The organism is Paenibacillus shunpengii, assembly GCF_042684905.1.
GTDB classification, from domain to species: domain Bacteria; phylum Bacillota; class Bacilli; order Paenibacillales; family Paenibacillaceae; genus Paenibacillus; species Paenibacillus shunpengii.
Genome location: NZ_JBHUMJ010000002.1, coordinates 3,042,290 through 3,058,616, shown reverse-complemented (window position 1 = coordinate 3,058,616; position 16,327 = coordinate 3,042,290). Strand labels below are relative to the sequence as shown.

At 45.7% G+C, this 16,327-nt stretch carries 21 protein-coding genes; all 21 read left to right on the top strand.

Annotation, left to right across the window (positions count from 1 at the left end):
- Positions 1 to 9 precede the first annotated feature (9 nt).
- The 21 genes from plsY (at position 10) to aroC (ending at position 16,326) form a co-directional block, all read left to right on the top strand.
- Complete coding sequence (plsY, locus tag ACFSVM_RS14255; protein WP_076312902.1) at positions 10 to 630, top strand: glycerol-3-phosphate 1-O-acyltransferase PlsY; 621 nt, start codon at positions 10 to 12, stop codon at positions 628 to 630.
- Positions 623 to 1,663 carry an NAD(P)H-dependent glycerol-3-phosphate dehydrogenase gene (locus ACFSVM_RS14250; RefSeq protein WP_076312901.1) on the top strand — a complete coding sequence of 347 codons (1,041 nt, stop codon included), beginning with the start codon at positions 623 to 625 and terminating at the stop codon, positions 1,661 to 1,663. Before plsY ends, ACFSVM_RS14250 begins: the two co-directional genes overlap by 8 nt.
- 118 nt (positions 1,664 to 1,781) lie before the next feature.
- Positions 1,782 to 2,057 carry a stage VI sporulation protein F gene (locus tag ACFSVM_RS14245; protein ID WP_047911123.1) on the top strand — a complete coding sequence of 92 codons (276 nt, stop codon included), beginning with the start codon at positions 1,782 to 1,784 and terminating at the stop codon, positions 2,055 to 2,057.
- A gap of 153 nt (positions 2,058 to 2,210) precedes the next feature.
- Positions 2,211 to 2,390: a DUF2768 family protein gene (locus tag ACFSVM_RS14240; protein ID WP_047911124.1), complete on the top strand. Its 180-nt coding sequence runs from the start codon at positions 2,211 to 2,213 to the stop codon at positions 2,388 to 2,390.
- 103 nt (positions 2,391 to 2,493) lie between these two features.
- Positions 2,494 to 3,108: a hypothetical protein gene (locus ACFSVM_RS14235; RefSeq protein ID WP_076312900.1), complete on the top strand. Its 615-nt coding sequence runs from the start codon at positions 2,494 to 2,496 to the stop codon at positions 3,106 to 3,108.
- A 45-nt stretch (positions 3,109 to 3,153) separates the two neighbouring features.
- On the top strand, positions 3,154 to 3,507 hold the full coding sequence (locus tag ACFSVM_RS14230; protein WP_090724513.1) for a 2Fe-2S iron-sulfur cluster-binding protein: 354 nt from the start codon (positions 3,154 to 3,156) through the stop codon (positions 3,505 to 3,507).
- 58 nt (positions 3,508 to 3,565) lie between these two features.
- Positions 3,566 to 4,327, top strand: coding sequence for a hypothetical protein (locus ACFSVM_RS14225; RefSeq protein WP_090723961.1), 762 nt, complete (start codon positions 3,566 to 3,568; stop codon positions 4,325 to 4,327).
- 871 nt (positions 4,328 to 5,198) lie between these two features.
- Entirely contained in the window at positions 5,199 to 6,677 is a 1,479-nt protein-coding gene (spoIVA, locus tag ACFSVM_RS14220; protein ID WP_047911125.1) for a stage IV sporulation protein A, read from the top strand.
- 346 nt (positions 6,678 to 7,023) lie between these two features.
- Positions 7,024 to 7,296, top strand: coding sequence for an HU family DNA-binding protein (locus ACFSVM_RS14215; RefSeq protein ID WP_047911126.1), 273 nt, complete (start codon positions 7,024 to 7,026; stop codon positions 7,294 to 7,296).
- Between the two features lie 83 nt (positions 7,297 to 7,379).
- The gene (gene mtrB, locus ACFSVM_RS14210; RefSeq protein WP_047911127.1) at positions 7,380 to 7,604 is read left to right on the top strand and encodes a trp RNA-binding attenuation protein MtrB; all 225 of its coding nucleotides are present in this window, start codon (positions 7,380 to 7,382) and stop codon (positions 7,602 to 7,604) included.
- Between the two features lie 114 nt (positions 7,605 to 7,718).
- The gene (locus tag ACFSVM_RS14205; protein WP_090723962.1) at positions 7,719 to 8,258 is read left to right on the top strand and encodes a hypothetical protein; all 540 of its coding nucleotides are present in this window, start codon (positions 7,719 to 7,721) and stop codon (positions 8,256 to 8,258) included.
- A 134-nt stretch (positions 8,259 to 8,392) separates the two neighbouring features.
- On the top strand, positions 8,393 to 9,253 hold the full coding sequence (locus ACFSVM_RS14200) for a heptaprenyl diphosphate synthase component 1 (RefSeq protein WP_076312897.1): 861 nt from the start codon (positions 8,393 to 8,395) through the stop codon (positions 9,251 to 9,253).
- Positions 9,254 to 9,278: 25 nt separating this feature from the next.
- Positions 9,279 to 10,007: a demethylmenaquinone methyltransferase gene (locus ACFSVM_RS14195; RefSeq protein ID WP_076312896.1), complete on the top strand. Its 729-nt coding sequence runs from the start codon at positions 9,279 to 9,281 to the stop codon at positions 10,005 to 10,007.
- The gene (locus tag ACFSVM_RS14190) at positions 10,000 to 10,866 is read left to right on the top strand and encodes a UbiA-like polyprenyltransferase (RefSeq protein WP_076312895.1); all 867 of its coding nucleotides are present in this window, start codon (positions 10,000 to 10,002) and stop codon (positions 10,864 to 10,866) included. The genes ACFSVM_RS14195 and ACFSVM_RS14190 overlap by 8 nt, the downstream gene beginning before the upstream one ends.
- A gap of 3 nt (positions 10,867 to 10,869) precedes the next feature.
- Positions 10,870 to 11,472, top strand: coding sequence for a UbiX family flavin prenyltransferase (locus ACFSVM_RS14185; RefSeq protein ID WP_076312894.1), 603 nt, complete (start codon positions 10,870 to 10,872; stop codon positions 11,470 to 11,472).
- 56 nt (positions 11,473 to 11,528) lie between these two features.
- Positions 11,529 to 12,332 carry a menaquinone biosynthetic enzyme MqnA/MqnD family protein gene (locus ACFSVM_RS14180; RefSeq protein ID WP_256209704.1) on the top strand — a complete coding sequence of 268 codons (804 nt, stop codon included), beginning with the start codon at positions 11,529 to 11,531 and terminating at the stop codon, positions 12,330 to 12,332.
- A complete protein-coding gene (locus ACFSVM_RS14175; protein WP_090723965.1) occupies positions 12,329 to 13,303 on the top strand; it encodes a polyprenyl synthetase family protein in 975 nt (324 codons plus the stop codon). Before ACFSVM_RS14180 ends, ACFSVM_RS14175 begins: the two co-directional genes overlap by 4 nt.
- 141 nt (positions 13,304 to 13,444) lie before the next feature.
- Complete coding sequence (ndk, locus tag ACFSVM_RS14170) at positions 13,445 to 13,888, top strand: nucleoside-diphosphate kinase (protein ID WP_047911134.1); 444 nt, start codon at positions 13,445 to 13,447, stop codon at positions 13,886 to 13,888.
- A 36-nt stretch (positions 13,889 to 13,924) separates the two neighbouring features.
- Positions 13,925 to 14,725 carry a CheR family methyltransferase gene (locus ACFSVM_RS14165; protein ID WP_090723967.1) on the top strand — a complete coding sequence of 267 codons (801 nt, stop codon included), beginning with the start codon at positions 13,925 to 13,927 and terminating at the stop codon, positions 14,723 to 14,725.
- Between the two features lie 67 nt (positions 14,726 to 14,792).
- A complete protein-coding gene (locus tag ACFSVM_RS14160; RefSeq protein ID WP_076312890.1) occupies positions 14,793 to 14,972 on the top strand; it encodes a hypothetical protein in 180 nt (59 codons plus the stop codon).
- A gap of 184 nt (positions 14,973 to 15,156) precedes the next feature.
- Positions 15,157 to 16,326, top strand: a complete 1,170-nt coding sequence (aroC, locus tag ACFSVM_RS14155; protein WP_090723969.1) for a chorismate synthase — start codon at positions 15,157 to 15,159, stop codon at positions 16,324 to 16,326.
- The last annotated feature ends 1 nt before the right edge of the window (position 16,327 follow it).

Below are 16,327 nucleotides of genomic sequence, written 5' to 3'. Positions count from 1 at the left end.
AGAATCAATGTGGTTTGGTCAATCACAGCTGTAATCGTCAGCTATCTTCTGGGATCGGTAAGCTTTAGCTTTTTATTTGGCAAGCTGATGAAGGGTATTGATATTCGGGATCATGGAAGTGGAAATGCAGGTGCCACGAATACGCTGAGAACGCTTGGCAAAGGGCCGGCCATACTTGTACTGGCCCTCGATATTGCCAAGGGGATTGCAGCCGTATGGATCGGTAAATGGCTGGGAGGCGATTCGGCCTGGGTTCCCGCACTTTCCGGTATCAGTGCCATTATAGGTCATAACTGGCCCGTATTCTTCCGATTTCGTGGTGGAAAGGGGATCGCGACCGCTATTGGTGTATTAGCGACCCTCTGTTTTCTGCCTGCTTTGTATGCAGGAATTATCGCGATTCTATCGATTTTCATCACAAGATATGTATCGCTCGGCTCTTTAATATTCGTCTTTTTGACGCCATTATTTTTGCTTATTCTTCTATATCCATGGCCTCTCTTTTGGTCAAGCTTAATCATTTGTATCTTTGCATTTTGGAGACATCGTACAAATATTACGAAGTTGATTCAGGGTAAGGAGAATAAGTTAGGATCGAGTTCTTCGAAGGGAGGAAACCGGGTTGTCTAAAAAAGTAACGCTCTTGGTAGCTGGAAGCTGGGGAACTGCACTTGCAAGCGTGCTCGCTGACAATGGACATGATGTATTTGTGTGGACGAGAAGTGAACAGCAGGCGGCAGAAATTAATCTGCAGCACACAAACAGCCGTTACCTGCCCGGCATCACTCTGTCAGATCGTATTGTAGCCTCCAGTGACATGGAAGAAGCCGTAAAGGGCACGAGCGCTATAATTATTGTGGCTCCTTCTTCTGCGATGCGGACTGTGGTTCAGCAATTGAAACCGCACTATACTAAGGGTACGCTCATAATTCATGCAACCAAGGGTTTTGAGCTTCCCAGCTTAAAAAGGATGTCCGCAGTAATAGCGGAAGAATTGGATTCCGCCGAAGGCGATATTGTTGTCTTGTCAGGGCCAAGTCATGCCGAAGAAGTGGTGAAACGGAATCCTACAACGATTGTTGTGGCGGCATTAAACGATGAGAAGGCAAACTATGCAAGAGATCTATTCATGAATGTTAACTTCAGGGTCTATACCAACCGGGATCAAGTGGGTGTTGAACTGGCTGGAGCACTTAAGAACATCATTGCTCTCGGTGCAGGAATGTCGGATGGGCTTGGCTTTGGAGATAATGCTAAAGCGGCGATTATAACGAGAGGGCTTGCCGAGATTTCGAGAGTCGGTGTCCAAATGGGAGCGAATCCGCTCACCTTCTCTGGACTCGCGGGTGTTGGGGATCTTGTCGTAACTGCGACGAGTAAACATAGCCGGAACTGGCGGGCTGGATATGCGCTCGGTCAGGGCAAACCGCTGAATGAAGTGCTTGAAGCAATGGGGATGGTGGTGGAAGGTATCCGTACTACGGAGGCCGCTCACGCCATATCGATCAAATTCAATGTACAGATGCCGATTGCCGATCAGCTCTATCAAGTGCTGTTCACAGGCAAGGACAGTCGTACGGCAGTAGAAGCACTTATGGGTCGAGATCCGAAGACGGAGATGGAAGTTATGAAGCTTGAGACCTGGGAGCAATGGCATAAATAAAGAATTTAAGCTCGCTCGTTCTCATCGTAGGCTGGAGCCCTAGAATTGTGGAGTCCATCACCTTTCCCTAAGACAGCTCATATGATATTGTGAGTTTTTGTCTTGAGGAGGGGAATAAATGGGAGATTTTTCTAAGGATGCTTTGGATGCGATTAACAAGAAGACCGGTAAGAAAATATCCGAAGGGGCCGTCAAAAAATTGGCCAACACGGTTAAGCCTTCTACAATGCAAAATGAAGCACAGCTGCGGACATTAATCAAGCAGGTCTCTGCCATGGCCAATATACCGGTCAGTGAAGAAACGATTAAAGAAATCGTAAATGCTGTCAAAAAGAGCGGTATGAATCCAAGCAACATGGAAGCAATCATGAAAATGATGATGAAAAAGAAATAAGGTCTGATCTAGAACAAAGAGCGAGGCAGCAGCCTGTGATCTTTGTTCTTTTTTTCTTTTATTTGGAAGTTCAGTACTGTTTTTCATGATATAATAGGTCATGTTTATGGACAAACGTACCTAAAATAATGTTGCAGCGAAAGGGAGCAAATCATGAGTGCAATGGATAAAATGTGGCTTTCCATTATCGCAATTTTGATTATGGGAGTGTCTGTTTTTCTCATTACTTTTGCCAGAGCCAAAACTAAGGGTATAATAAAAGGGATTTTATCCGTCATTGCTTTTATTATCATGTTAGTTGGTTTCTTCAGCGGCGTAGTGTCAATCATGTAGCAACGATGAATGATATTGATGAATCCCTGCTATAACATATATGCGGCGAGCTTACTGAAGCATCAAGATATATACTTAAAGGATAAAAGGGAAGGTGAGCCGATTGGCAGGGCTATTTTCACCAAATGAATGGAGTCATGATGAGGTGCTGGATCGATCTTTGAAATTATTAATCAACATGTGGAATACAAATGACTATCTCTGGTTATTGGGAGGAAGCAGCAGTTTAATGCTCCAAGGTGTTGGACTCTCTAAGCCTCCGAATGATATTGATATCTATGCGGATCTTCGGGTTGCCAAATTACTGCATAGGCTCGCTCTAGACAAGCAAATAGACGAACAGGTCTTGGACAGGAGCGGCACCTACACTTCTCTGTTAAGCCATTATCGAGTTGAGGATTCCGCTGTTGAGCTGTCCGGTGGGTTTGAGATATGTACTGAGGGGTCATTTTATCGCACAGAAGTCGAGCTATTAAGCTCATATGCAATACCATACAGCGTACGGGGAGCTGCAGGCATGGTGAAGTTAACTCCACTGAGTCATGAGCTGCTATTCAATGTACTGCGTCAAAGAGAGGATCGTTACATTCCCATCGCTACAAAAATCAGTGAGAGCTTGGAGCAGCATTTGCCCCTTATTCAAGAGCTCATTGCCAGGAATGTTTGGTCAGATCAAGATTTAAGAAGGATAGAGGGGCTGCTAAATACTAGAATTTAAACACTAGCTTCAGCAGTGAAAATGCTTGCAGGAAGGAAGTTAATGATGAGTGTGAAGGTAACGTTTTTGCCGATGCGCAAGGAAATTACGGTCAAGCAGGGCACAACGTTGCTTCAAGCTGGGCGAAGAGCAGGAGTCCATATTCCTACTCGCTGCGGGGGGAAGGCGGGCTGCCTGATGTGCAAGGTAACTGTTCAAGAGCAGGAGCGCAAGAACTTGAGTGATCCAAGTACGGCTGAGATAAACAAGCTCGGAACTTGGCTGAATGAAGGAACCCGGCTTGCTTGTCAGGCGGTGATCCGTGATTCAGTCGTCGTAGAGCTTCCAGAGGACAAATTAAAGGCCGCAATCCGCAAGCAGCTTGAGAAACAGCAGGCTGAACGTGATGAATTGTGGTAATTTGGATATGCTTTTTTAACGTATTCACATATTGATTTAGAATAGGACGGACTTTGCGATGTCACATAATCAAGTACGATTCGCTAAGGGGAAGCTTCGGGTTGTTGTTCTCGGCGTACTTCTTCTGACCCTGGTCATGCTGACAGGCTGTATGTATCCGGGGACAAGCAGTGAATCAGAGGCTGTAATTGTGAACTATGACGACAGTGTTAACAGAATTCAGAATGCGATTGATTCCTTCCAGTCAGACCAGCATATTTTACCTATGATTACGGCTGGTAACGAGACTCCAAGATACGAAAAGTTTCGAATTGACCTGAACAAGCTGGAGCAGCAGGGATACCTGGATGATATACCGAATACTGCATTCGAAAAAGGAGGCAGCGTATATTATCTGCTTCAGAACGAAGAAACAGACCCGGTTGTAAAGGTGATGGACCTTACAACGGTTCAGCGTGTAAACGATGTTCAGCGTTCTGTTCAGACATATAAATCTGCACATGATGAATGGCCAGTCTCAGAGGAGGTATCACCCGGTATATTTCGGGTGGATCTGGACAAGCTGCAGAGCGGGGCCAATCAATTGCAGGAATTAAAGAGTGTATACTCTGGAGAAGTTCTTCCCTATCTGCTCGATGATCACGGAAATGTATATGCCGATTATGCTGTGGACATCATGCAGGTGATTGAGCGGGAGCAGCTTGCCCCTTCCGAAACTGAGGATCTTAGAGAACTGCTAACGGAGCGTTCACATCATGTGCCAGTAAAATCATTGCCGTATCATTGGGATGGCTCTGCCCCACTTGCAGTACTAGAATAAATATATCCAAAGCCGCCAGATTGGCGGTTTTTTTTGTGCCTAGAAATGGCAGCGCCTTGTGCCCTTGAGCGAAGTATCTCTTTAAGCAAAGTCCCCCCTCGAGCTACCTACAAAAAACCTCAGTGGAATTTTTAGATCCCAAACGACTTTTGCGAAGCAACCGGAGAGAGGGAGATAAAAATGGAACGCCTGAGAGGAACTAAAAATGGAACGTCGCGAGGAGCTAAAGAAGGAATGCGTTTAGTCCTTTAAGCGAACGACCACCTCGAACTACCTACAAAAAAACTTGAGTGGAATTTTTAGATCCTGAACGACTTTTGCGAAGCAACCGGAGAGAGGGAGATAAAAATGGAACGCCTGAGAGGAACTAAAGAAGGATGCGTTTAGTCCTTTAAGCGAACGACCACTTTCGAGCTACCTACAAAAAACCTCAGTGGAATTTTTAGATCCTGAACGACTTTTGCGAAGCAACCGGAGAGAAGGAGATAAAAATGGAACGCCTGAGAGGGAGGTAAAAATGGAACGCCAATAGCCGAACGTTCTAAAAAGCTCCTGAGAGTCATATGTTTAGTGTGGATGGACTGCAGAGGGTGACGTCTATCATCAGAAAAATCCGGTCTGGTGATAGAAATTTTAGAAAAGGCGTCATACCGCAGTGGTCATGTACATACTATGATACTAGTCCAAAAGCATGTACGAGTTACGCCGCTCATCTTCTCTCTTTGATCAGAATGTGATTGTCGGCGGCGGACGACTTCCGGGCAATTTTTATAAGCTGTTCTACCGCTTACAGGGTTTAACGTCTGATTGAAAACGAAGCGGATGCTCTTTAGCATTTTTCCTTCGGAGTATTTTTAGGAGGGGATTTCACTTGGAAAAAGTAGACATTTTCAAAGACATTGCCGAACGCACTGGCGGGGACATTTATCTCGGTGTTGTCGGCGCAGTTCGCACAGGAAAATCCACATTCATTAAACGCTTCATGGAAACGATCGTATTGCCAAACATTACGAGTGATTCCGATCGTGTCCGCGCAGTAGACGAATTGCCGCAGAGCGCTGCAGGTAAAACCATCATGACCACAGAGCCCAAATTTGTGCCAAATACGGCAGTGCAGATCAAGGTAGCCGACGGTCTTGATGTCAATGTGAGACTGGTAGACTGTGTAGGCTACGCGGTAGAAGGAGCAAAAGGCTACGAGGATGAGAATGGACCACGGATGATATCGACGCCATGGTTCGAGGAGCCAATTCCTTTTCAGGAAGCAGCTGAGATTGGAACACGTAAGGTAATTCAAGAGCATTCGACGCTAGGTGTTGTCGTAACGACAGATGGAACGATTGCCGAAATTCCGCGGGAGTCCTATGTGGAGTCCGAGGAGCGAGTCATCGCTGAGCTCAAAGAGGTCGGCAAGCCATTTGTTCTGATCATCAACTCCATCAAGCCAAAAAGTGAAGAAGCACAGCAGCTTCGTGCCGAGCTCGCAGAGAAATATGATATTCCAGTAATGACCGTAAGCGCAGCAACCATGACAGAAGATGATGTAACCGGCGTACTGAGAGAAGTACTCTATGAGTTCCCGGTTCATGAAGTGAACGTCAACTTGCCGAGCTGGGTCATGGTGTTGAATGAAAATCACTGGCTGCGTTCGAATTATGAAAATTCCGTGCGCGATACAGTCAAAGACATTCGCCGGTTGAGAGATGTCGATCGTGTGGTGTCTCAGTTCATGGAATATGAATTCATTGACCGCGCTGGACTCAGCGGGATGAATATGGGGCAGGGCGTTGCAGAGATTGATCTCTACGCACCCGATGAATTGTATGATCAGATTCTGTATGAAGTGGTGGGTATTGAAATTCGGGGCAAAGACCATCTGTTACAGCTCATGCAGGACTTTGCTCATGCGAAAAAAGAATATGATCGCTTTGCCGAAGCGCTCGAGATGGTAAAAACGACAGGCTACGGCATCGCCGCACCTTCGCTTGCTGAAATGGCGCTTGATGAGCCGGAGCTGATCCGTCAAGGAACCAGATTTGGTGTCAGACTGAAAGCGACTGCGCCTTCGATCCATATGATTCGGGTGGATGTCGAGTCTGAGTTCGCGCCGATTATAGGCACAGAGAAGCAGAGTGAGGAGCTTGTACGATACCTCATGCAGGACTTTGAGAATGATCCGATTAAGGTATGGGATTCAGATATGTTTGGCCGTTCGCTTCATTCCATCGTACGTGAGGGCATTCAAGGCAAGATTGCCATGATGCCGGATAATGCAAGATACAAGCTGCAGGAAACACTCGGACGCATTATTAATGAAGGCTCTGGCGGACTGATCGCCATCATTCTGTAACTTCAGGCTAGTCACTAAAATAACCGAAAGGATATATCCTTTTCGGTTATTTTGCTTGTCCATAAACGGTGTAATGGACCATTAGCTCATAAAACGGCGAAGAATCTATCAATTTTAACTATATATAGCGCTGAATTCACTTGAAATTGTATTCTGACTGTATTACTATAAAGTTTGTCCGTTCAAGAGAAATATAGTCCTGTGACTAGATATTTCCCCTTCTTGGCGCGGATGTAATGAGCCGGGCATATGAACCTATTAGTATAAAAATAGCCTAGCCACGTATATTTTGCGGTAAAACGGAAACACAGTATAACACTTAAGATATTTCAGGAGGTGAATACACTTGAATAAATCTGATCTGATTGCACAAGTTACAGAGGCAACTGAATTGTCGAAGAAGGATGTTACGAAAGCAGTGGATGCTGTATTCGAAGCCATTTCCGAAGCTCTGCAAAATGGAGATAAAGTACAACTCGTTGGTTTCGGTAACTTTGAAGTACGCGAGCGTTCTGCACGTAAAGGACGTAATCCGCAGACAGGTGAAGAAATCGAAATTCCTGCGAGCAAAATTCCTGCTTTCAAACCAGGCAAAGCGCTCAAAGATGGAATCAAATAAGATTTCTACATACGACCAGGTAACCAAAAAGACCGTGAATACGTTCACGGCTTTTTTCATTTAATTGAAAAGGGGCAGTGGGCATGGAAATTCCATTAGGCGGCGATTATATCGTGATTAAGGCAAAAGAGAACGGTGTGCACGTCATTGGACTGACCCGAGGACATGATACAAGATTTCATCACACGGAGAAGCTCGATAAAGGTGAAGTCATGATCGCCCAATTCACAGATCATACTTCAGCAATCAAAGTGCGGGGCAAAGCAGAAGTGATGACCAAGCATGGGAAGATCGAAACAGATCAATAACCGCTTATTTTTACGCGACTTCAAAATGCAGGCATAGCCTGCTTTTTTTCTTTGTACAATGAGGTATGGGCCTTGTCTTACGAGCTCACAATAGGAAATGGGAGGCGAATCTTTTTGAAGAAGAAAAAAGTCATTCTCATAGTCCTTTCCATCTCATTAAGTACACTCATGCTGCTAGCTACATTTGTTTCCATTCAAAAAGACTCCTTTCTTCAGGATGCCCGCGAGGTTCTGCAGAGCAGGGATCCGATTAGACTGGAGGACCACAATCTGGTCGATTACTTGCATGAATTGAAGCTTGAGGCACAGATCAGCAAAGTGAATTGGAACAGCAATGTTCTCACTATTGATTTGAGAGCAGCAGATGAATCAAGTGATCCATCTGATATTTACGAAGATATAGCGACTGTCGCATCCTTTTCTTTTGAGGAGACCGCTAATGTGCAGCAGCTGATGCTGCGGGTTCTGGCTCAGGATGATTGGACGGGAAGCCGTCATCTGCTGTTATCGGCAGATATCAGGCGGAGCGAGTGGAGTCTTGAAGCACTGCAATTGCTTGAAACCTGGAAGAGCGCTGAGCTCCCTGAGGAGCTTAAAATATGGTTTCATATGTCGGAGACGAATTTATGGCGCAGACAGTTCATTTTACGTTGAAAAGGGTTAATGATGCTTGTGCGATCATTTCGATCGTATGCTATAATAGATAAGATTGTGAATATATGCTATTTGAATTAATTTCTTATTTATGCAATTGATACGTTACTTATTTAATGGCTCGGAGGATCAGGATGACTACATACCGCGTACCTAATCTTGCAAAAAAATATACAAACTATGATATGATTCAGCGGCATACGGAAATTCCGAATTTTCCTGATGGCCGTGTACGGCTGCTTGCGTTTTTTTTGAATCGTGGACCGGTTCGATCAGCGGAGCATAGTGAGTTATATTCCCTCGTTACTGCACTTGTACAAATGGGTCTTGATACACATGAGATGATCGATGTTCATGAGGAGGATCTGAAGGAACAGGAGATGCGATCTCGTCAGCTAAAAGTACTTGGTGGCGATTATTTCAGCGCGAGGTTCTATCAACTTCTGGCTGCAGCAGGTCAAATCTCCGTTGTAGCATCCCTCAGTGAAGGAATCTGCATCGTGAACGAGCGGAAAATGAATCTGTACAATCGAATGAGACGACAGCTGGTTACAGCAGAGGAATACGTTAACGAATCCGTGCAGCTGAAGAAGCAGCTGTTTCTTTCTTTTCAGAGCATGATCTCAGCTGAAGAAGTCTCGTTGTTCGATCGAGTCCTCAGCGCATTTAGTTTGTTCGATATGCTCATTGAGGAGATTGAACATGTGAGAGATATGGAACGCTCTCGTTATCGTCTCGCTTATTATCAGATTCTAGGCCATACGGATTCCAATGTTAAGGGAGCCCTTAACAGGAATGAGCTTGAGCCTAATGAATGGATTCAGCTCACGCTTAAGCACAGAACACAGGAATTTTTAACGGACAAGCTTCGTCATTCGGTGAATGATACTGAACGATTTATTGAGAATGAAATAAGCGATCAGGTGGTTGTACAGGAAATCTTGAAGATGATGGAATCGTACCGTACATACAGAGCACCTGGCAAAGTTGTTTGATAAGTGAATAAAAGGTGGTTCGAACATGCAGCATGAAGGGGAGAATCCGAAGGAGCAGCACGTTCATTCGGTGTTTCAAAGCATTGCTACTAAATACGATTTTATGAACGACACGCTCAGCTTCAGGCGTCACAAGGCTTGGCGAAAGTTCACCATGAAGAAGATGAATGTGCAGCGTGGGCAAACGGCGCTGGATGTATGCTGCGGGACCTGCGACTGGACGATCAGCCTTGCAGAAGCAAGTGAAACAGGTCACATCAATGGACTGGATTTCAGCAGCAATATGCTTGCAGTCGGACGGGAGAAGGTGGCACAGCAGGGTCGAGATCAGCAAATTACGCTTGTTCAAGGAAATGCCATGCAGCTTCCTTATGAAGATCATTCGTTTGATTATGTAACCATTGGCTTTGGTCTTCGCAATGTCCCGGACCTAAGACAAGTGCTGTCAGAGATGCAGCGGGTCGTCAAGCCGGGTGGAATGGTCGTATGTTTGGAGCTGTCAAAGCCGACGTGGCAGCCTTTTAAGGGGATTTATTATTTTTATTTTAGACGTATTTTGCCTTTTATGGGTAAGCTTCTTGCTAAACGCTACGAACAGTACAAATGGCTGCCTGACTCTCTAGCGATGTTTCCTGGAAGAGAAGAGCTTGAACACATCTTCAGGGAAACGGGACTCAAGGATGTGAGGTCCTATCCGCTGACAGGCGGAATCGCAGCATTACATATTGGGAGCAAGGAGAGTCAGCATGTTTAAAAAGATCGGTGTTTTTCTGGAAATGATTAAAATAGAGCATACCTTATTTGCTCTGCCATTTGCTTTTATGGGAGCCATCCTTGGTTCTACAGAAATAAATGAAAGGCTGCCATTCTGGGCTGAGATTGGATGGATTCTGCTCGCCATGGTGGGAGCTCGGAGTGCAGCCTTCGGCTTAAACCGAATGATAGACCGGGTGATCGATGGCAAAAATCCGCGCACAGCCGGAAGAGCCATACCTGCAGGACTGCTCAAGATAAGTGAAGTTGTTATTTTTGTAATCATATCGTTTATTCTGTTATTCTGGGCCGCATCACAGCTTAATCCCTTATCGATGAAGCTGCTGCCTATTGCGGTGTTTATGCTCGTAATATACTCGTATACTAAACGGTTTACATGGCTGTGCCATGTTGTGCTTGGATTGACGATTGGACTAGCCCCGCTCGGCGGGTGGGTTGCTGTGACGGGGGAAATAAATCTTGCTGCAATTGTGCTATATCTCTCTGCCGCCTTTTGGACGGCTGGCTTTGATATAATATATGCTTGTCAGGATATCGATTTTGACCAGAAGGAAGGCGTGTATTCCATCCCTTCCCGATTTGGAACCCAAGGTGCATTGAATATCGCAAAATATTTTCATATCATAACGGCAATCGGATTTATTTCCTTATTTTTCATGACCGATTTGAGCTGGATATATGCAATAGGTATACTAATATCATGCGGACTTCTAATATACGAGCATATGATTGTGTCACCAAACGATATGAGCCGGGTACAGACCGCATTCTTTACGCTGAACAGCTGGGTCAGCATGGTCATTCTATTGTTTACTCTTATCGACGCGGTGGTGATCTGACCTATGAATAGATTAAAAAGACTCGCTGTCGGCATAACGGGCGCGAGTGGCAGTATTTACGGAGTCAGGCTGATCGAGACATTGCTTGATCAGGATTATGAGATACATCTTGTCGTTTCGAATGCAGGCTGGCGTGTGTTAAAAGAAGAACTAGGCTGGAATGTTTCGGACCGGGAAGGGATTTTGAACGAGAAGTTCGGGAACCGACCCGGTTCTCTTATATATCATCCTGTTAGCGATATAGGGGCTTCTATTGCAAGCGGATCCTTCTTAATGGATGGCATGATTATAATGCCGTGCTCAATGGGGACGTTATCAGCGATAGCGCATGGAGCCTCGGACAACTTGATGGCCAGGGCGGCTGATGTCATGATGAAAGAAGGACGTCCACTCGTACTGGTGCCCCGGGAAACTCCGCTTCATGCGATTCACCTGGAAAATATGCTGAAGCTGAGCCGGCTTGGTGTGAAAATGATTCCAGCGATGCCGGCATTCTATTATCATCCTAAAACGATGGATGACCTTATCCATTTCTTGGTGGGTAAAGTACTGGATGTTCTTCACATCGAGCATAACTTATTTAAGAGATGGGGGGAGGAGAATTGAAGGAATTACATCAAGTAACCACCATCGGAAAAATAAGCTACACCAATGCATGGCCTATGTATCACTACTTCGAGCCGGCTGGGCTTACGAATCCGGCAGAGCTGGTCACTGAGGTGCCTGCCAGATTGAATGAACGAATACATGAAGGATCACTGGATTTAAGTGCGATGTCTTCCTTTGCATACGGCATGGCATCGGATCGATTATTCCTGTTACCGGATATTTCAGTCAGCAGCCGGGGAGAAGTGAAATCCATTCTGCTATTCAGCAAGGAACCCATTGAATCTATCGTAAACCGTACGATTGCACTGACCAATACTTCAGCAACCTCAGTAAATTTGCTCAAAGTGATTATGACGAAGTTCTATGAGGGTAATCCTGATTATATTACGATGGAGCCTGAACTTGAGAGTATGATGGAGAATGCAGATGCTGCTCTGCTTATTGGAGACCATGCCATCAAAGCTTCCTGGGCAGACCATGATTATTATGTTTACGATCTGGGTGAGTTATGGTATCGGTATACTGGGCACCGGATGACTTATGCCGTGTGGGCAGTAAATCGAAGTTACGCGGACAACAATGGAGATGCTGTAAAAGAGATTGCTGATGCGTTTTATAGCAGCAAGACTGCAAGCCTGCGTGATCTTGCACCCGTTGTTAAGCATGCAGTACAGCACATTGGCGGTTCTGAGGCATATTGGTATGCGTATTTTAGAAATTTGGTTTATGATTTTGGCGAAAATGAGTTGCAAGGGCTGCAACTGTATTTCCGTTATGCACATGAGCTTGGTCTCATGGAGCATGAGGTCCAGGTGGATCTCTGGAATGAGAATAAGCTGATACGGGTGACGGAATGAAACTACTTGATATTTTGACAGCACTAAAAAAGGATATAAGTTATATAGAGAAAGAGTTATACCGCGGTGTAGAAACGAGTGAGCCTCTGCTTGCCGAAACGTCACTGCACTTGCTTAAAGCAGGCGGCAAACGGCTTAGACCGGTCTTTGTCCTGCTTGGGGGGAAGTTTGGGAACTATGACATCGAGGTATTGAAGCACGTGGCAGTTCCGCTAGAGCTGATCCATTCCTCGTCGCTTGTTCATGATGATGTAATTGACAATGCGGAAACAAGACGAGGACAGCTTACCGTCAAATCGAAATGGGACAACCGGATCGCGATGTATACGGGTGACTATATCTATGCACGTGCCATGTCGATTATAGCGGAGCTGCCTAATCCGCTGATCCATCAGACGATGGCGAAGGCTATGGTGCAAATGACGATTGGCGAAATGGAACAGATCAGGGACTTCTTTAACACCGATCAAAGTGTACGTAACTATTTGCTGCGGATACGGCGCAAAACAGCACTCCTTATCGCGATCAGCTGTCAGCTTGGGGCTGTGGCAGCCGGTGCCGATAAAGAGGTGTGCAGAAGACTCTACAGCTATGGCTACAATGTAGGCATGGCCTTTCAGATTCAGGATGATCTGCTTGATCTGAGAGGCACAGAGAAGCAGCTCGGCAAACCGCCCGGTAGTGACATGCTTCAGGGCAATATTACGATACCTGTTATTTTCGCGTTGCAGGAAGAGCGTATTCGGGAGGACCTGCTCCAGCTTATTCATCGGATTCATGAAGATGGAGACAAGGGGTCCGTGCAAGCTGCAGTAGGCATGATTCGTGAAAGCGATGGAATGGCTAAAGCTGAGGCGCTCGCTGACCGATATATGAATAAAGCTCTTGATGCACTGGAAGGACTTCCTGACATTAAGACGAAGAAAAATCTACGGGATATCGCTCATTTTGTTGTAAAACGTTCATATTAACCTGGCAGGAACATCAAGAAAGCAAGTCGAAAGTCATTATGCAGCTAGCTGGGGCGTGTCTTATAACTCACTGGAGTGGAATTTGTTTTTTGTGTTTAAGATACGCCCTGATTCTTAAACAAAGCCTGGAGGGAATAGACGATGGAGCGTACTTTTTTAATGGTGAAACCAGATGGGGTTCAGCGTGGATTGATTGGACGTATTATTAGCCGGTTTGAGGACAAGGGGTTTAAGCTGGTGGCAGGGAAATTTGTACAGGTCACAGATGAACAAGCTAAACGTCACTACGCCGAGCATGATGGCAAGCCTTTCTTTGATGACTTGGTGTCCTTCATTACTTCCGGACCTGTATTTGCGATGGTATGGGAAGGTGAAGACATTATCACTCTATCACGGATGCTCATCGGCAAGACAAATGTGAAAGAAGCGCTTCCTGGCACGATTCGGGGAGACTTTGCGGCGATCACTCCACATAATTTGATTCATGGCTCTGATTCCCCAGAGAGTGCGGCCAGAGAACTCCGTAATTTCTTTGCAGAAGAAGAACTGGTTGCTTATGATAAAACGATTGCTGTCTGGACATAAAATGTGCGGTTCTTTTCCTAAGAAAGAAGGTTTCATGTGTCCAATCTAGAGATGGAAACTACGCAATCCGATTACTTGCTATTTGTTCGTAATGTAAAACAGGCCACGGGTATTGATCTTTCGCAATACAAAGAAGCCCAAATGAAACGAAGACTTACGACGCTTCGTAACAAGCACGGGCATGAGGGCTTTGCATCCTTTTTTGATGAAATGACCCGCAACAAAGCTTTATTTCTTGAATTTCTGGATCGAATGACCATCAATGTCTCTGAATTTTGGCGGAACCGGAACAGATGGGAAGTACTTAAGGATCGCATTCTGCCCAGCCTGACCCGGGATCAACAGAAGCTCAAGATCTGGAGTGCCGCTTGTTCTACAGGCGAAGAGCCGTATACATTGGCTATGATTGTTGATATGTTGGGCTTGTTAAGTCAGACGGAATTGCTCGCAACTGATATTGATGAAGGGGCTCTGGCCAGAGCCAGCAAGGGTACATATCTGGAGCGTTCACTGAGAGAAGTGCCTGAGTCCGTGTGCAGACGTTACTTTACAGAGGATGGGCTTCAGTTTCATATTGATCGCAGGCTGAAACAGGCGGTGCGCTTTAGCAAGCAGAACTTGCTGTCTGATACATTTGAGGAAGGTTTTGATCTCATCGTTTGCCGAAATGTCATGATTTATTTTACGGAAGAGGCGAAGCATTTACTGTATCAAAAGTTCGCCAAGGCGCTTAGACCGGGCGGGGTATTGTTCGTGGGAAGCACAGAGCAGATCTTTTCTCCCGCTCAATATAACTTGGTTTCGGCAGACACCTTTTTTTACCAAAAGTCTATTTAAGTATAGTTCTAGTATGAATTGCCCAATACTGGAACTATCTGCGTAAAGACTTTTTGGGGGTAAAAGAATGGACAAAAGAACGGTAATCACTGCATATAGACAAGGGTTAATCAATATCCGGGAGTGTGCCCAGATCATCGGGCTGGACACGACTCAAATGGAGCGGATGCTTGGTGAGATCAAGTCTCAGTCTGATGCTGATCGTCATGAGCTGTCATGGCGGGCTGGACTAACGACTGGCAAGTAATGGAGCATATAAAGAAACGCCTGTCCCGTTATGAGGATAGGCGTTTCTTCATATCCCCATTCGAATAACTGGAATGGGGCGAAAACAGATCCATTCTTGTCAAACATAACATGCTATACTATAATGATCAAAGATTAAACATTTTAGCAGTTTAAAGCTTAACAGTATAAAGGGGGAACGTATTATGAGTCTTCGTTATTTAACCGCAGGGGAAACGCACGGACCCCAATTGACAGCAATCGTAGAGGGACTTCCAAGTAATATGAAAGTAGATTTTGAGGAGCTGAATTTTCAGCTGCATCGCCGCCAGAAGGGGTACGGACGCGGGCGTCGGATGCAAATAGAGAAGGACACAGCTGAATTTGTTGGCGGTATACGCCATGGATATACAACAGGAGCGCCGGTAGCACTGGTCGTTGAGAATAAGGACTGGACGCACTGGCGTAATATTATGAACATTGAGCCGATTGAAGGCACTGATGAAGAGAAGCGTAGAATCCATCGTCCAAGGCCAGGACATGCAGATCTGAATGGAGGACTTAAATACAATCTGAAGGATCTCAGAAATGTGCTTGAGCGCTCCAGTGCTCGGGAAACGACGGTACGAGTGGCGGTGGGAGCCATTGCACGTCAGCTTCTGGCTGAGTTCGGGATACAAATTGCCGGCCGCGTGCTGCGAATCGGTGAGATCGAAGCTCCGTATGAGGAACTCCCGATCGAAGAGCTGCGCAGCCGTACAGAAGCTTCCTCAGTTCGTGTAACCGATCCTGAAACAGAGAAGAAGATGGAAGCTTACATTGATCAGATCAAGAAAGATGGGGACTCCATTGGCGGCATTGTAGAATGTATCGTGGAAGGTGTTCCTGTCGGGCTTGGAAGCTATGTACAGTATGATCGTAAGCTTGATGGACGTATTGCACAGGCCGTCATGTCAATTAATGCCTTCAAGGGTGTCGAGATCGGTATTGGATTTGAAGCGGGTACGATTCCGGGATCACAGGTTCATGATGAAATCCTGTACAGTGAGGATAAGGGATACCATCGTGCATCCAATCGCCTGGGCGGGTTTGAGGGCGGTGTGACGAACGGCATGCCTGTTGTAGTACGCGGTGTAATGAAGCCGATTCCTACGTTATACAAGCCACTGCAAAGTGTGGATATTGATACGAAAGAGCCGTTCACGGCTCAAGTGGAACGTTCGGATGCTTGCGCAGTTCCTGCTGCGAGTGTAGTCATGGAGCATGTGGTTGCCTGGGAGATTGCCAAGGCGTTTCTGGAGAAATTCGGCGGAGATTCCATTGAGGAGATCAGAGCCAATCTGGATAACTATAATGCACAATTGGAGCGTTACTAAC

Bases quoted from the DNA above. Each gene is read 5' to 3' on its own strand.
- ACFSVM_RS14245 (WP_047911123.1), top strand. From the start codon at position 1,782: ATGGGAGATTTTTCTAAGGATGCTTTGGATGCGATTAACAAGAAGACC.
- ACFSVM_RS14240 (WP_047911124.1), top strand. From the start codon at position 2,211: ATGAGTGCAATGGATAAAATGTGGCTTTCCATTATCGCAATTTTGATT.
- ACFSVM_RS14230 (WP_090724513.1), top strand. From the start codon at position 3,154: ATGAGTGTGAAGGTAACGTTTTTGCCGATGCGCAAGGAAATTACGGTC.
- ACFSVM_RS14225 (WP_090723961.1), top strand. From the start codon at position 3,566: ATGTCACATAATCAAGTACGATTCGCTAAGGGGAAGCTTCGGGTTGTT.
- mtrB (WP_047911127.1), top strand. From the start codon at position 7,380: ATGGAAATTCCATTAGGCGGCGATTATATCGTGATTAAGGCAAAAGAG.
- ACFSVM_RS14200 (WP_076312897.1), top strand. From the start codon at position 8,393: ATGACTACATACCGCGTACCTAATCTTGCAAAAAAATATACAAACTAT.
- ACFSVM_RS14195 (WP_076312896.1), top strand. From the start codon at position 9,279: ATGCAGCATGAAGGGGAGAATCCGAAGGAGCAGCACGTTCATTCGGTG.
- ACFSVM_RS14190 (WP_076312895.1), top strand. From the start codon at position 10,000: ATGTTTAAAAAGATCGGTGTTTTTCTGGAAATGATTAAAATAGAGCAT.
- ACFSVM_RS14185 (WP_076312894.1), top strand. From the start codon at position 10,870: ATGAATAGATTAAAAAGACTCGCTGTCGGCATAACGGGCGCGAGTGGC.
- ACFSVM_RS14180 (WP_256209704.1), top strand. From the start codon at position 11,529: ATGTATCACTACTTCGAGCCGGCTGGGCTTACGAATCCGGCAGAGCTG.
- ACFSVM_RS14175 (WP_090723965.1), top strand. From the start codon at position 12,329: ATGAAACTACTTGATATTTTGACAGCACTAAAAAAGGATATAAGTTAT.
- ndk (WP_047911134.1), top strand. From the start codon at position 13,445: ATGGAGCGTACTTTTTTAATGGTGAAACCAGATGGGGTTCAGCGTGGA.
- ACFSVM_RS14160 (WP_076312890.1), top strand. From the start codon at position 14,793: ATGGACAAAAGAACGGTAATCACTGCATATAGACAAGGGTTAATCAAT.
- aroC (WP_090723969.1), top strand. From the start codon at position 15,157: ATGAGTCTTCGTTATTTAACCGCAGGGGAAACGCACGGACCCCAATTG.